The sequence below is a fragment of the Marinovum algicola genome (assembly GCF_900109145.1).
In the GTDB taxonomy this organism is placed as follows: Bacteria; Pseudomonadota; Alphaproteobacteria; order Rhodobacterales; family Rhodobacteraceae; genus Marinovum; species Marinovum algicola.
On sequence record NZ_FNYY01000008.1, the window covers coordinates 92,420 to 106,646 of the forward strand.

The 14,227-nt window shown below is 65.4% G+C and carries 17 protein-coding genes; 9 read left to right on the plus strand and 8 right to left on the minus strand.

Going from position 1 to position 14,227, the window contains the following annotated elements:
- Positions 1 to 61: 61 nt before the first annotated feature.
- A complete protein-coding gene (locus BMW90_RS12615; protein WP_048529363.1) occupies positions 62 to 544 on the minus strand; it encodes a hypothetical protein in 483 nt (160 codons plus the stop codon).
- 196 nt (positions 545 to 740) lie between these two features.
- On the opposite strand from BMW90_RS12615, the gene BMW90_RS12620 reads away from it, so the two are divergent.
- The 6 genes from BMW90_RS12620 (at position 741) to BMW90_RS12645 (ending at position 4,462) form a co-directional block, all read left to right on the plus strand.
- Positions 741 to 980: a hypothetical protein gene (locus tag BMW90_RS12620; protein ID WP_048529365.1), complete on the plus strand. Its 240-nt coding sequence runs from the start codon at positions 741 to 743 to the stop codon at positions 978 to 980.
- 61 nt (positions 981 to 1,041) lie between these two features.
- Positions 1,042 to 1,746: a hypothetical protein gene (locus tag BMW90_RS12625; protein ID WP_074836941.1), complete on the plus strand. Its 705-nt coding sequence runs from the start codon at positions 1,042 to 1,044 to the stop codon at positions 1,744 to 1,746.
- 147 nt (positions 1,747 to 1,893) lie between these two features.
- Entirely contained in the window at positions 1,894 to 2,178 is a 285-nt protein-coding gene (locus tag BMW90_RS12630) for a DUF2218 domain-containing protein (protein WP_048529369.1), read from the plus strand.
- Positions 2,179 to 2,239: 61 nt separating this feature from the next.
- Positions 2,240 to 3,541 carry a histidinol dehydrogenase gene (hisD, locus tag BMW90_RS12635; RefSeq protein ID WP_074836942.1) on the plus strand — a complete coding sequence of 434 codons (1,302 nt, stop codon included), beginning with the start codon at positions 2,240 to 2,242 and terminating at the stop codon, positions 3,539 to 3,541.
- A gap of 3 nt (positions 3,542 to 3,544) precedes the next feature.
- A complete protein-coding gene (gene arsC, locus BMW90_RS12640; protein ID WP_074836944.1) occupies positions 3,545 to 3,892 on the plus strand; it encodes an arsenate reductase (glutaredoxin) in 348 nt (115 codons plus the stop codon).
- Positions 3,893 to 3,958: 66 nt separating this feature from the next.
- On the plus strand, positions 3,959 to 4,462 hold the full coding sequence (locus tag BMW90_RS12645; RefSeq protein WP_074836946.1) for a DUF2937 family protein: 504 nt from the start codon (positions 3,959 to 3,961) through the stop codon (positions 4,460 to 4,462).
- Here the strand turns inward: BMW90_RS12645 and BMW90_RS12650 are convergent.
- From BMW90_RS12650 to proS, 6 genes are all read right to left on the minus strand, one after another.
- Positions 4,459 to 4,827 carry a hypothetical protein gene (locus tag BMW90_RS12650; RefSeq protein ID WP_048529376.1) on the minus strand — a complete coding sequence of 123 codons (369 nt, stop codon included), beginning with the start codon at positions 4,825 to 4,827 and terminating at the stop codon, positions 4,459 to 4,461. The genes BMW90_RS12645 and BMW90_RS12650 overlap by 4 nt on opposite strands.
- 43 nt (positions 4,828 to 4,870) lie before the next feature.
- Positions 4,871 to 5,455 (minus strand): GNAT family N-acetyltransferase, encoded by a 585-nt coding sequence (locus tag BMW90_RS12655; RefSeq protein WP_074836948.1) that lies wholly within the window; start codon positions 5,453 to 5,455, stop codon positions 4,871 to 4,873.
- Positions 5,452 to 5,907, minus strand: coding sequence for an arsenate-mycothiol transferase ArsC (locus BMW90_RS12660; protein ID WP_082154566.1), 456 nt, complete (start codon positions 5,905 to 5,907; stop codon positions 5,452 to 5,454). Before BMW90_RS12660 ends, BMW90_RS12655 begins: the two co-directional genes overlap by 4 nt.
- A 4-nt stretch (positions 5,908 to 5,911) precedes the next feature.
- Positions 5,912 to 6,391: a UPF0262 family protein gene (locus tag BMW90_RS12665; protein ID WP_074836950.1), complete on the minus strand. Its 480-nt coding sequence runs from the start codon at positions 6,389 to 6,391 to the stop codon at positions 5,912 to 5,914.
- 134 nt (positions 6,392 to 6,525) lie between these two features.
- Positions 6,526 to 7,473 carry an AEC family transporter gene (locus tag BMW90_RS12670; RefSeq protein ID WP_048529379.1) on the minus strand — a complete coding sequence of 316 codons (948 nt, stop codon included), beginning with the start codon at positions 7,471 to 7,473 and terminating at the stop codon, positions 6,526 to 6,528.
- 101 nt (positions 7,474 to 7,574) lie between these two features.
- Entirely contained in the window at positions 7,575 to 8,915 is a 1,341-nt protein-coding gene (proS, locus tag BMW90_RS12675) for a proline--tRNA ligase (protein WP_074836952.1), read from the minus strand.
- 211 nt (positions 8,916 to 9,126) lie between these two features.
- Between proS and BMW90_RS12680 the strand changes: the two genes are divergently transcribed.
- The 3 genes from BMW90_RS12680 to BMW90_RS12690 all read left to right on the plus strand — a co-directional run bounded on the left by BMW90_RS12680 (position 9,127) and on the right by BMW90_RS12690 (position 13,136).
- On the plus strand, positions 9,127 to 10,185 hold the full coding sequence (locus tag BMW90_RS12680; protein ID WP_074836954.1) for an AI-2E family transporter: 1,059 nt from the start codon (positions 9,127 to 9,129) through the stop codon (positions 10,183 to 10,185).
- A 25-nt stretch (positions 10,186 to 10,210) separates the two neighbouring features.
- Positions 10,211 to 10,894, plus strand: a complete 684-nt coding sequence (locus BMW90_RS12685; RefSeq protein ID WP_048533645.1) for a P-loop NTPase family protein — start codon at positions 10,211 to 10,213, stop codon at positions 10,892 to 10,894.
- 67 nt (positions 10,895 to 10,961) lie between these two features.
- Positions 10,962 to 13,136 (plus strand): RNA degradosome polyphosphate kinase, encoded by a 2,175-nt coding sequence (locus BMW90_RS12690; RefSeq protein ID WP_074836956.1) that lies wholly within the window; start codon positions 10,962 to 10,964, stop codon positions 13,134 to 13,136.
- A 27-nt stretch (positions 13,137 to 13,163) separates the two neighbouring features.
- On the opposite strand, the gene arsB is transcribed toward BMW90_RS12690, so the two are convergent.
- The gene (arsB, locus tag BMW90_RS12695) at positions 13,164 to 14,219 is read right to left on the minus strand and encodes an ACR3 family arsenite efflux transporter (RefSeq protein ID WP_048529385.1); all 1,056 of its coding nucleotides are present in this window, start codon (positions 14,217 to 14,219) and stop codon (positions 13,164 to 13,166) included.
- Positions 14,220 to 14,227: the final 8 nt, after the last annotated feature.

Consider the following 14,227-nt stretch of genomic DNA (forward strand, 5'->3'; position numbering starts at 1 on the left):
TGCAGGTCGCAGGGGCTTTGTCCTGCACCTTGGCCCGATCGCGTGCGACCATGACCGGGCTTTATCGACGTCCGGCGACCCTATATCCGCGGTTGCGGAGACAGCGCGGGTGATAGCCCACGCGGGTGACCTTGTGACCGTTGCGCCAGACCCGCACCTGCATCCGGCAGGCGCGCGGCAGCCAGTCGGCCTGGCTGTAATTGCGTTGCAGGCAGCGGTTGCCGAACATGCGGACCGGGCCCTGGTGGGTTCGGATGCGCCTCAGGCAATAGCCGGGCAGCGGCGCGCGGCCCCGTTTGAAGCCGCGGTCCTTGTCGCCGCGATGCGAGTACCCGCGGTTGGTGTAGCCCCGGTCAGTGTCGCGATTGTCACGATAGACATTGGCGCTTCCGCCTCTGGAGAACTCGTTGAGCAGCAGGATCGTCCCGGCGCCGGCAATGAACCGGTTGAGGTTGTGCCTGTGGTCGGCAGCGGCGGGGGCGGCGGACAGGCTGGTCAGGGCCAGGGCGGCGGCCACCAGGCTGGGTATGACTTTACGCGACATCGGAATTTCCTTTCTACGGCACCTCTTCGTTTCATCAGGGTCCGCACCGGGGGATGACCGGCATCGGACCAGCGATGACAAAAGCTTGGGGTCGAGCCGGCCAGAGAGGCAATAACAGGGGGCTGTTATCGGATAACGCCCCGTGAAAACCCCTGTTGTTATTGAAAAACACCGCCAAAGCGCGCAGCTTGGAGAGATGAGGAAAACCCTTGCTTCTATCGCCCTTGCGGCCTCTGTCGGCCTGACGCCCGCCTGGGCCGGCGCCGCCTGTCTGGCCGAGTACAAGGCCAAGCGCGACAACCCGCTCGAGCTGATCTATGACATCACCCCGATCCGCGGCGCCTGCACGCGAGAGAACGCCGAGGCGCAATTGCAGGCCCAACTCGCCGAACAGGGGCGGACGCTGCTCAAGGTGCTCTCGGTGCGGCAGGAGTGAGGCCGGTTGACGCCGGGCGCGGCTTCATGCGTCATGTCGCGGCCAGGATCCGGAGACAGATTTGATCGATACCGACACCACCGCCGCAGAGCTGCGCCGTTCGGGAAGCCGGCTGGTGCAATGGGGCATCGGCGCCGTGGTGGCGATTCTGGCGCTGGCGGCGGTTTTCCTGTTCATGACCCTGCCGGATGCCAATGCCTTCAACGCCCGGGTCGAGCGCATCTTTGTCGAGAACGACGCGCTGACCAGCGCGGCCGAGATCAAGCTGCTGGAGATCCTCGCGCTGTCCGGCACCGCTTTTTCCGAAACTCTGACGTCGTATCGCATGGTGATCTTTGTGCTGCTGGTCTTTGCCGCCAGCCTGTTGATCGCCACCCTGGTGTTTCTGGTGATGCTGGTCACGCTCAACCGGCGCATGGCGCAGATCGAGCATTCCGGCATCCAGGTCTCATCGCTGCTGATCAGCCGCGATGAAAAGACCGTCTATCTCAACAACATGGGCTTCCGGCTGACCGATGCCGCGATCGAGACGCTGTGCGTTCTGGCCGAGGCGCGGATGGATGAAGAGGTGCTGACCGGAGCGCAGATCGAGGCGATGATTTCCGGCCGCTCGGAGGCCGATTGCGAAGAGGCGGCCGGTGCCACGCGAATCAAGCGCCTGCGTGACGGGCTGGGCAATCAGCTGGTCAGCGCGCTGCTGGTCAAGAACATCGCCCGGCGCGGCTATGTGCTGTCGGTGGGCAAGGAAGTAATCCGGGTGCTGTGAGGCGGAGGACCGGGAATAATCTGACCCGGTTCCGGGGCCGCCTGAGACGAACCGCGAGGCCCCGGCGCGCGGGCCGGGGCGGGGATGGCTTGAAACCTGCGGGTCTCCACGCTACATGATCCTTATTGAAATTGTCAGGATATACCCATGCCCCAGACCGGCACCTTTGAGACCCCCAATGCCTCGAAATACCTCCAGCAGCTCTGCAAGCACTTTGCCCACAAGGTGCCGGCCAGCTTCGACACCACTCGCGGCGCGATCGAATTTCCCTTTGGCGAGGTGCGCCTGAGTGCCGACGACGCCGAGCTGCGCATCGAGATTCCCGGCTCTGACGAGGATACCCGCGAACGCGGCCGCAACGTGATCGACCGCCATCTCGAACGCTTTGCCTTCCGCGAGGCGTTCACCCACATGAACTGGCAGCCGGTCTGACCCCGGCTTGAGCCTTTCCCCCCGGCGGTCTATGTCTCGCGGGAGCCATCAGGAGCCCGCCATGCCCGTCTTTCTGTCGACCTCAGCGCCCGATTTCGAGGCCAAGTTCCGCGCCCTGCTGAGCGCCAAGCGTGAAGACAGCCCCGATGTCGACGATACCGTCGCCAGGATCATCGCCGACGTCCGGTGCCGGGGCGACCGGGCGGTGGTCGAGTTGACCGAGCGCTTTGACCGGCTGACGCTCGACCCCGCGGGCATGGCCTTTACCGCAGAGGAGATCGCGGCGCAGTGCGCCAAGGTGCCCGACGCCGAGCGTCAGGCGCTGGAAACTGCCGCCGAGCGGATCCGCGCCTATCACGTGCGCCAATTGCCCGACGATCAGCAATGGACCGATCCCGAGGGCGCCACGCTCGGCTGGCGCTGGACCGCCGTCTCGGCGGCGGGCCTCTATGTGCCCGGCGGGCTGGCCTCTTATCCCTCTTCGGTGCTGATGAACGCGATCCCGGCCAAGGTCGCCGGTGTCGACCGGCTGGCGATCACCGTGCCGACGCCGGATGGCGTGGTGAACCCGCTGGTTCTGCTGGCCGCGCGGATCGCCGGGGTCGACGAGGTCTATCGCATCGGCGGTGCCCAGGCGATTGCCGCGCTGGCCTATGGCACCGAGACCATTGCGCCGGTCGACAAGATCACCGGCCCCGGCAATGCCTTTGTCGCTGCCGCCAAACGCAGGGTCTTCGGCAAGGTGGGCATCGACATGATCGCCGGCCCCTCCGAGATTCTGGTGATCGCCGACCGCGACAACGACCCCGACTGGATCGCGCTCGACCTGATGAGCCAGGCCGAGCACGACGAGAGCGCGCAATCGCTGCTGATCACCGATGACGCGGAGTTCGGCCGTGCGGTGGCCGAGGCAGTGGAAAAACGCCTCGAAACGCTGGAGCGCCGCGCCATTGCCGGCGCCAGCTGGCGTGATTTCGGCGCCGTAATCACCGTTGCCGACCTCGACGAAGCCGCCGAGCTGTCAGACCGCATCGCGCCTGAACACCTCGAGCTTTGCGTCGCCGACCCGGAGGCGTTGAGCGGGAAAATCCGCCACGCCGGCGCGATCTTTCTCGGCCAGTGGACGCCCGAGGCGATCGGCGATTACGTCGGCGGCCCGAACCACGTGCTGCCCACCGCCCGTTCGGCGCGGTTTTCCTCGGGGTTATCGGTGCTCGATTTCATGAAGCGCACCACCCTGTCAAAGATGTCGCCCGACGCCCTGCGCGCCTGTGGCCCGGCGGCCGAGGTGCTGGCGAAATCCGAGAGCCTTGAGGCGCATGGTCTCTCGGTCACCGCGCGGCTGCGCAAGCTGAACGGATAAGCCATGGCGATTGTCATCTTTCACAATCCCAATTGCTCCAAGTCCCGCGCCGCGCTCGATCTGATCCGCGCCGCCGGACAGGAGCCGACCGTGGTGCCCTACCTCGGGACCGGCTGGACCCGGCCGCAGCTTCAGGCGCTGTTCGCGGCGGCCGATCTGCGCCCGCGTGACGCCCTGCGCAGCGCTCGCGGCCCGGCCCGGGAGCTGGGCCTGCTCGATGAGGGCACCAGCGACGAGACGATCCTCGACGCCATGGTGGCCCATCCCGAGCTGGTCGAACGGCCGCTGGTGTGCAGCCCGAAAGGCGTGCGCCTCTGCCGTCCGCCCGAGCGGGTACGCGACCTGCTGTAAGCCGGGCTTGATCGGGCGCGATGGCGCGCCTTATGGTTGGGCTGAGCAGAACCGACAGGACAGGCCATGTTTGCAAAAGCCCTGAGTCTCGCGGGGGGGATCGCCGGCGCGGTGGGCCTGTCGCAATTCCCCGAGTTCTCGCAGCAATATGCCCAGCGGCTGGGCGGCGCGGTGGACGAATTGGCGCGCGTGGTGGAAGACTTCGATGCGGATGCTTCCGACGTCGGGCTGAACCGCGACGAGGCGCTGTCGCAGCTCTCGCGCGGCGGATCGCTGGCACGGGCGCGGGCCGCGACAATGGCGGCGACCATTGCGCGGCATCAGAAGCTTTCGGCGGATCTGGCTGCGCTCGAGGGCGCCGGGCCCTTTACCCGCGCCTATTTCGCCACGCGAATGACCGACAGCGTCATCGCCGAACGCGCCTGGCAGGCCTACAAACCGGCGGTGCCCACCACCTTCGAGGGCGTCACCTTTGCCGGTGTCGGCTATCTGACCGGGCTGCTGCTGGTCGGTGCGGCGCTGTCGGTGCTGCGGCGGCTGTTCCGCCGCCGGCGTCCGGTCACGACCTAAAGCTCGATCTCGGTGTCGCCGGTCACCGGCGCGTCAAGCATCTCTTGCGGGGTCTTGCGGCGGATGATGATATCGCCGTTGGGCAGAATCTCGGGCGGGTGATAGGCGCTCCAGTCCTCGACCTCGGCCATCAGATCCCGCAGCGCTGGGCCCATTTCGCGGACAAAGCTGCGCAGGTTGGGCTCGATCTCGCGGGCGAAGCCCTCGAGCTCGCGTAGCGCCGGTTCCATTTCGTCCATCAGCCCGCGAAAGAACAGCTTGGCGCCTTCTTCCATCAGGTTGTAATTGTCCTCCGACTCCTCCTGCGCGGCGGCCGGCAGGGCGAGGCAGGTGGCAAGCATGGTGGCGGTGACGATCTGTTTCATGATGCGGCTTTCATCGCTGCAAATGTCGTATGACATATAGGGCTCAGAGCGCGCGCATCCAGACCTGCAAGGGTTTTTCGGTGGCCTCGGGCCGATCGATATCCTGCCATTCCAGCCAGGCCTCGGCCCCCGCCACGGGCGCATAACCACGCTTGCGCCAGAAGCCGTCGAACGGGCGATACCCCGCCGGCCGCAGGGGGTGATCGTCGGGCCGGCGCACGGCGCAGAACAGCGCGTGGTCAAAGCCCTGTGCCCGGGCAAAGCGCTCGCGCCGGTCAAAAAAGGCATGGCCGATGCCGCGGCCGCGATACGCGGGCAGCAACACGCTCTCGGCGCAATAGAAGATGCGCGCCAGGGGCACCGGCAGGGCGGCGGCCACCGCCCGGAATTCCTCGGCGTGGTCCTCCAGCGGCGTGCCGGTGGCGGCGCCGATCAGCCGCGTGCCGTCAAAGGCGCCGACAAGGATCGCGCGGTCCGAGTTGCGGTAACTCTCGAGATAGGCGGCCTCGTAGGCCGGATCGCCGTCATAGAGATAGGGCCAGTCGCGAAACACGGCGATGCGCAGCCGGGCCACATCGTCGAGCGCCGCATCCAACGCCGCGCCGGTCAGTACCCGCAGCTGCGTCATGCGCTGACCGAGCCCCAATCGGCCTTGAGCTGGTTGACGATCTGATCGCGGGTCTGGCGATAGGCGGCGAGCTTGGCTTCGCGTGTGTCGCCCTGGGCGGTCGGGTCCATGATCGGCCAGTAATCCACCGTCAGATGGAAAAACCGCGTCAGCTCCAGCGCCCGGTGCTGGCTGGCGGGCGAGAGCGCGACCACCAGATCGAAAGAGGACAACGCCTCGCCCATCTGCTCCAGCTCGTCGAAGCTGCGCGAGCGGTGGCGGTCGAGTTCCACCCCGATTTCCTGGCAGACGGCGATGGCAAATCCGTCGATCTCCAGATCGTTGCGCACGCCGACCGACTGCACATAGGTCTGGAGCCCGTAGAATTTCTTCATGATGCCTTCGGCCATCGGCGAGCGGACGGCGTTGTGATCGCAGCAGAAGAGGATGGATTGCGGCAGCGGGCGCGTCACCAGGTCAGGCCCCGAAGTGCAGGACACAGATCAGCGTGAACAGCCGGCGCGCGGTGTCATTGTCGAGCTCGGCCTTGCCCTCGAGCCTTTCCTGAAGGATGCGCGCGCCTTCGTTGTGGATGCCCCGGCGGGCCATGTCGATGGTTTCGATCTGGCTGGCGGGCAGCTTCTTGACCGCATCGAAGTAGCTTTTGCAGATGTGGAAGTAATCCTTGACCACCTGCCGGAAGGGGCTGAGCGACAGGTGAAACTCTGCCGCCTTCTGATGATCCTCGGTGTCCAGGTCGAAGACCAGCCGCTTGTCGCGGATGCAGAGCGTCAGCCGGTAGGGCCCGGGCGGGACCGCCGCGCCCTCGCGGGCGGGCAGGGCAAAGGAGTTCTGCTCCATCAGATCGAAGAGCGCCACCTTGCGTTCCTGTTCGACCTCCGGGGTGGGGGGCGGCAGGTTGGCGTCGTCCAGGTCAATCGCGATGATACGGCTCATGAGACTTGGCCTTGGCTGGGAAGGGTATCAGAGGCGTAGCGGATCGGCGGGGGCGGGGCAATGCGGCGGGTCGACACCGGGGTCCGTGGTGTTGCAGGCGGGGTGCAGTGCGGCCCGGCGCCGTTCCTCGCGCATCAGGGCAGCGCGATGGCCAGCATCGCGCTGATGGTGAGAAATGACAGGGCGGTCATCACCAGCATCGCCAGGGAGGCATTGCGGTCGTCACCATACCGTTGTGCCAGGATCGGATAGATGGCCATCGCCGGCGTTGCGGCCAAGATCACCGCAGCCGATGCCAGCAGAGGATCGCTCACCCGCTGACCCAGTGCCGCCATGAGGAGCAGGCCCAGGGCCACCGCCGCCGGATGGCCGAGCAACTTGCCCGCCACGACGTGAAACACCGATGCCCTCGCCGTGCGCAGGCGCAGCGCGGCCACCGAACCGCCGATCACCGCCAGCGAGACCGCGGCACTGGCGGAGGCCAGGATGTCGATCGGGCGATCGATCAGCACCGGCAGGGTGATGCCCGATGCCGAGATCGCCAGCCCCAGCACCAAGGCAATGAGGATGGGGTTGCGCGCCAGCCTTGCGGCGATCTTCCGCACCAGTCTGCCGCCCGTCAGATCACCGCCCGCCGCCCGTTCGGCCATCACAAGGACAAGCGGGATCATGACAAGGTTTTCGACGATCATGTTCAGGGCAAGCGCCGTCGCCGCCACCTCCGGCAGCGCCATCAGAAGGATGGGATAGCCGATGAAGCCGCTGTTGGCACAGGACATCCCCATCGCGGCGAAGGTGCTTTGCCGCACCGTTCCACCGGTGACGCGCCGCGTCCAGAGATAGCCCAGCGCAAACACCGCCAGCGAACCGAACAACACCGCGCCGAGGTAGCCCAGGTTGGCGATCTCGCCCAAGGGGCGGGTCGAGACAGCGCGCAGGATCAGCGCGGGCAAGGCGAGGTTGATCACGAACTTGCCCAGCGCGTCCATATCGGTCGAGGTGAAAACGCCAAGCCGGACCGACAGAAACCCGATGCCGATCAGCACGAAGATCACGCCGGTAATGGCCAAGATATCAAGCATAGGGGCCTCTACCCTGCAAGCTGCGCAGCGGTCGCGTCAGTGGTCGGAAGGTCTCAGGAACCGCGAGGCGCCGGGATGCGGCGCCTCACTGTTCGTCGTGCTCAGACGGCGCCGGCGTAAATCGCCGCGATGCGCTTGACCGCCTCTTCGGGGGGCAGGTCCTCGCTTTCGCCGGTGCGGCGCGAGGTCAGTTCCACCACGCCGTTCTTGAGCCCGCGCGGTCCGACGGTGATCCGCCAGGGCAGGCCGATCAGGTCCATCGTGGCGAATTTCGCCCCGGCGCGTTCCTTGCGGTCGTCGTAGAGCGGGTCGAGACCCAGCGCCTTGAGCGAGGCGTAAAGCGCCTCGCAGGCGGCGTCGGCCTCACCGTCGCCCTGCTTGAGGTTGACGATGCCGCAGTGGAACGGCGTCACGCCCTCGGGCCAGATGATGCCCTTGTCGTCGTGGCTGGCCTCGATGATCGCGCCCAGGAGGCGCGAGACGCCGATGCCGTGGCTGCCCATGTGCACCGGCACCTTGGTGCCGGCGTCATCGGTGACGGTCGCGCCCATGGCATCGGAATACTTGGTGCCGAAATAGAAGATCTGGCCGACCTCGATGCCGCGCGCGGTGCGGCGGCGCGCTTCGGGCACCTGGTTGAAAAGCGCCTCGTCATGGGTCTCGTCGGTGCGGGCATAGCGCGAGGTGAACTCCTCGAGCACCGCCTGACAGGCGGCGTGATCGTCGAAATCGATCTCGCGGTCACCGAATTTCAGATCGGTGATCTCGCTGTCGTAAAACACCTCCGACTCGCCAGTCTCGGCCAGCACCAGGAATTCATGGGTGTCGTCGCCACCGATCGGACCGGAGTCGGCGCGCATCGGGATGGCTTGCAGGCCCATGCGTTCATAGGTGCGCAGATAGCTCACCAGGTGGCGGTTGTAGGCATGCAGCGCGTCTTCCTTGGTGAGGTCGAAGTTGTAGCCGTCTTTCATCAGGAACTCGCGGCCGCGCATCACGCCGAACCGCGGGCGGATCTCGTCACGGAACTTCCATTGGATCTGATAGAGCGTCAGCGGCAGATCCTTGTAGCTGCCGACATGGGCGCGGAAGATGTCGGTGATCAGCTCTTCGGCGGTGGGGGTAAAGAGAATGTCGCGGTCGTGCCTATCGCGGATGCGCAGCATCTCTTCGCCGTAATCGTCATAACGCCCGCTTTCACGCCAGAGCTCGGCCGACTGGATCGTCGGCATCAGCATGGCGATATGGCCGGCGCGGGCCTGTTCCTCGTGGATGATCTGCTCGATCTTGCGCAGCACCTTGAAGCCCAGCGGCAGCCAGGAATAGATCCCGGCGCTGGCCTGCTTGATCATGCCGGCCCGCAGCATCAGCCGGTGGCTGACGATCTGCGCCTCGGCGGGGTTTTCCTTGAGGACGGGAAGAAAGTAGCGGGAGAGACGCATCGCGTGACCTTTGGCAATCCGGGGTTGGCAGCGGTTTTGAGCCATGGGCGCAGCGATGGCAAGGGGCAGGGGCCCCGCACCGCCCATTCCCCCGCAATCTGCTGGCGCAAGCGGCGTTTTCCCCGTGCCGCACCGCTTCGCGCCCGCCCCGTCGCTCTTGCAACCCTCTTCGCGACGGGCGATGTATCGATAAACTAAAGGGGAAGCCCACATGGCCCTGCCGGTACGGGAACAATTCAAATATTGGGGCGTCGCGGCGGTGGTTTTTTCCGTCGTGCTCTGGTTTCTGGGCGATGTGCTCCTGCCCTTCGTGCTCGGGGGGGCGATTGCCTATCTGCTCGATCCGGTGGCCGACCGGCTGGAGCGGGCCGGGCTGAGCCGGGCGGCCTCGGTCGCGGTCATCACGGTACTGGCGATGGTGGTCTTTGTGCTGCTCTCGCTGCTGGTGGTGCCGACGCTGGTGCGGCAGGCGGCGGATCTGGTCAATATCGCGCCCCAGCTCTTTACCAATCTCAAGGATTTCCTGGTCTCGCGCTTTCCCGATCTGGTGGATTCCGAATCCGCCGTGAGGCAGTCGCTGGTCTCGATCGGTGAGCGGGTGCAGGAATATGGCGGCAAGTTCCTGGAAACAGTACTGTCTTCCGCCGCCTCGATCATCAACGTGGTGCTGCTCTTTGTCATCGTGCCGGTTGTCTCGGTCTATCTGCTGGTCGATTGGGATCGCATGGTTGCCCGGATCGACGATCTGCTGCCGCGCGATCATGCGCCGGTGATCCGTCAACTGGCGCGTGATATCGACAGGACGCTGGCCAGTTTCATCCGTGGCATGGGGATGGTCTGCCTGATCCTCGGCACCTATTACGCCGTGGCGCTGATGCTGGCGGGGCTGCAATTCGGGCTGATCGTGGGCTTCATTGCCGGGCTGATCACCTTCATCCCCTACGTCGGCGCCTTGGTCGGCGGGGCGCTCGCCGTGGGGCTGGCGCTGTTCCAATTTTGGGGGGATTGGTTGCAAATTGCCGCGGTTGCGCTAATTTTTGTTGTAGGCCAAGTAATTGAGGGCAATTTCCTGACGCCCAAGCTGGTAGGCGACTCGGTGGGATTACACCCGGTCTGGCTCCTCCTGGCGCTAAGCGTTTTCGGGTCGCTGTTCGGATTCGTAGGTATGCTGGTTGCGGTGCCGGTCGCGGCGGCGCTGGGCGTGATTGCCAGGTTCGCCACACGGCAGTATCTTGACAGCCGATTGTACCGGGGGGTGTCTGATGACTAGGCCTTTGGATCACGAGGCATTTTTGATGACGCGACAACTGAAGTTCGATCTGACGGCGCGGCCTGCGCTGGGACGCGAGGATTTTTACGTCTCGCCGGCCAATGCCGTGGCGCTGAGCATGATCGACGCCTGGCGCGACTGGCCCAACCGCAAGCTGGTGCTCAAGGGCGCGCATGGCAGCGGCAAGACCCATCTGGCACATGTCTGGGCCGAGATGTCGGGCGCGCGCATCATCCGCGCCGTCGACCTGCCCGACGTCAATGTCGCCGAACTGGCGCAGGCGCCGCTCTGCATCGAGGATGCCGAGAGCGCGGCCGGCAACGAGGACGCCGAGGCGCATATGTTCCACCTGCACAATCTGGTGCTGGCCGAGGGGCATGCGCTGCTTCTGACCACCACGCTCGAGCCGGCCTATTGGTCGCTCGAACTGCCCGATCTCAAGAGCCGGGTGCAGGGCACGCAGGTGATCTCGCTCAACCCGCCCGATGACGAGCTTTTGGGGGCGGTCTTGGGCAAGCTGTTCGCCGACCGCCAGATCAGCCCCAACCCCGATGTGATCCCCTATCTCGTGCGCCACGCGCCGCGGTCTTTCGACGTCGCGCGCAAGATTGTGGCGACGCTCGACGATATGGCGATGGGCACCGGCAAGCCGATGAGCCGCGAAATGGCGCGCCGCGCCGTCGCCGGGCTGAACGACAGCGAAGAATGATTGCCGGGCGCCTCAAGAGGTTGAATTAAGGCTGGAAGCGCCGCGTGATCTGCCCGATGATCCCGCCATGACACAAGCCGATTTTCTCAATTCCGATTTTCCCGAGTCCATGGCCCTGACCGAAGACGCCCTTGATGGGCCGGGCCGTTTCGTCAACCGCGAGATGAGCTGGCTGGGCTTCAACTGGCGCGTGCTGGAAGAGGCCGGCAATCCGCGCGTGCCGCTGCTGGAGCGGCTGCGCTTCCTGTCGATCTCGGCTGCCAATCTCGATGAATTCTTCACCGTTCGGGTCGCAGGCCTGCGGGAACTTGAAAAGGAGGGCCATACCGCGCCCTCGCATGACGGGCTGACCCCGGCACAGCAGCTGGTGCAGATCCGCGAGGATGCCCGCCGGCTGATGGCGTCGCAACAGGAGACCTGGGCCGCGCTGCGCCGCGAAATGGAGGGTCAGGGGATCGAGATCGTCGACCGTGTCGATCTCAAGTTCTCCGACAAGCAGCACCTTGATACCGTGTTCCTGCGGCAGGTCTTTCCGATCCTGTCGCCGCTGGCGATCGATCCGGCGCATCCCTTTCCCTTCATTCCCAACACCGGCTACAGCCTCGCGCTCGAGTTGGAGCGGGTTTCCGATGGCCGGGTGCTCAAGGCGCTGCTGCCGATCCCGCATCAGACCGATCGGTTTGTCAGCCTGCCGTCACCCGATGGCACACGCCGCTTCCTGCCGCTGGAGCAGCTTCTGCTGCTGCACACCGAGAGCCTGTTTCCCGGTTACCGGCTCAAGGCGCATTTCCTCTTCCGGGTGCTGCGCGACAGCGATCTCGAGGTCGAGGACGAGGCCGAAGACCTGGTGCGCGAATTCGAGGTGGCGCTGAAGCGCCGCCGTCGCGGCGAGGTGGTGCGGCTCACCGTGTCGCGCGGGGCGCCGCAACGGCTGCTCGATGTGGTCAAACGCGAGCTGCATGTGCAAGACGACGAGATCATCGAGCTCGACGGTATGTTGGGGGTCGCCGACCTGCGCGAGCTGGTGCTCGACAGCCGGCCGGACCTGCTCTGGCCATCGTTCACGCCCCGCGTGCCGGAACGGGTGCAGGACCACGATGGCGACATGTTCGCCGCGATCCGCCGGAAGGACATGCTGCTGCATCATCCCTACGAGACCTTCGACATGGTGGTGCGCTTTCTGCAACAGGCGGCGCGCGATCCCGACGTCGTGGCGATCAAGCAGACGCTCTATCGCACCTCGAAGAATTCGCCCATCGTCGGCGCGCTCTGCGAGGCCGCAGAGGATGGCAAATCGGTCACCGCTCTGGTCGAGCTCAAGGCGCGCTTTGACGAGGCTGCCAATATCCGCCAGTCGCGGCGGCTGGAACGGTCGGGCGCGCATGTGGTCTATGGCTTTCTCGAATGGAAGACCCACGCCAAGATCTCCACCGTGGTGCGGCGCGAGGGCAAGGATCTGGTGACCTATACCCATTACGGCACCGGCAATTACCACCCGATCACCGCCCGCATCTACACCGATCTCAGCTTCTTCACCTGCGACACCGATCTTGGCCTCGATGCCACCAAGGTGTTCAATTACGTTTCGGGCTACGCAAGGCCGCTCGACCTGCGCAACATCTCGATCTCGCCGCATGACATGAAGACCGACCTGCTGGCGATGATCGAGGCCGAGGCGGCGCATGCGCGTCAGGGCAAGCCGGCGGCGATCTGGGCCAAGATGAATTCGGTGATCGAGCCCGATATCATCGACGCGCTTTATGCCGCCAGCCAGGCGGGTGTGAAGATCAGCCTTGTGATCCGGGGGATCTGCGGGCTGAAGCCCGGGGTGGCCGGTCTGAGCGAGAACATTCGGGTCAAGAGCATCGTCGGCCGGTTCCTCGAGCATTCACGCATTGTCTGTTTCGGCAACGGCGGCGGGCTGCCGTCCGAGAAAAGCCGCGTGTTCCTGTCTTCGGCCGACTGGATGGGCCGCAACCTCAATCGTCGGATCGAGACGCTGGTGGAAGCGAAGAACCCCACCGTCAAGGCGCAGATCACCGAACAGATCATGGCCGCCAACCTCGCGGACGTGGCGCAGAGCTGGGTGATGCGACCGGACGGGACGTTTCACCGCCCGGTTCTGTCGGAGGGCGAATTTGCCTTCAATTGCCACCGGTTCTTCATGGAAAACCCGTCGCTTTCCGGTCGCGGTTCCGCCGGGGCGTCGGATGTGCCGGTGCTGACCCATACCGAGGACTGAGGGCGTACGGCAGCTTTTCCGCTCCGCCTACCCCGGAAACCAGTGCCGCGTCCGGTTCGCCACGGCCACCAGCGACAGCATCACCGGCACTTCCACCAGCACGCCGACCACCGTCGCCAGCGCCGCGCCGGAACCAAGGCCAAACAGGCTGATCGCCACCGCCACCGAAAGCTCGAAGAAATTCGAGGTGGCGATCATCGCGCAGGGCGCGGCGACGTTGAACGGCAGCTTCCAGGCAATCGCCGCGCCATAGGCAATGACAAAGATGCCGTAGGTCTGGATCAGCAGCGGCACCGCGATCATCGCGATCACCAGCGGCCGGTCGAGGATGACGTGGCCCTGAAAGCCAAAGAGCAGCACCACCGTCAGAAGCAGCCCGATCACCGATCCCGGCTTGACCCGTGCCTTGAACGCCTCGACCGCCGCCTCGCCGCCGCGCCGTACAAGGGCCTGCCGGGTCAGCATGCCGGCCGCCAGCGGGATCACCACGTAAAGCCCGACCGACAGCAGCAGCGTCTCCCAGGGCACCGGGATGTCGGTGACGCCCAGCAGCACGGCGACGATCGGGGCATAGGCAAAGATCATCACCACGTCGTTCAGGCTCACCTGCACCAGCGTATAGGTCGGATCGCCCCGGGTGAGTTCCGACCAGACAAAGACCATCGCGGTACAGGGCGCCGCCCCCAGCAGGATCACCCCGGCAAGATAGGCCTGGGCATCCTCGGGCGGGATCAGCCCGGCAAAGACATAGTGAAAGAACAGCACGCCAAGCCCGGCCATGGTGAAGGGCTTGATCAGCCAGTTCACCACCAGCGTCACCACCAGCCCCTTGGGCCGGTCGCCGATCTGGCCCAGGGCGCCGAAATCGACGCCGACCATCATCGGATAGACCATCGCCCAGATCAGCACCGCGATCACCAGATTGACCCGCGCAACCTCGGCCGCCGCCAGAAGCTGGAACAGGCCGGGCACAAGGCTGCCCAGCGCCAGCCCCGCGCCAAGCGCCAGCGCGACCCAGAGAGAGAGCCATTTCTCGAAGCTGCCGATGGGGGAGGTGGCGGGCGCGGTCTCGGAGGCGGTCATGTCGGTCT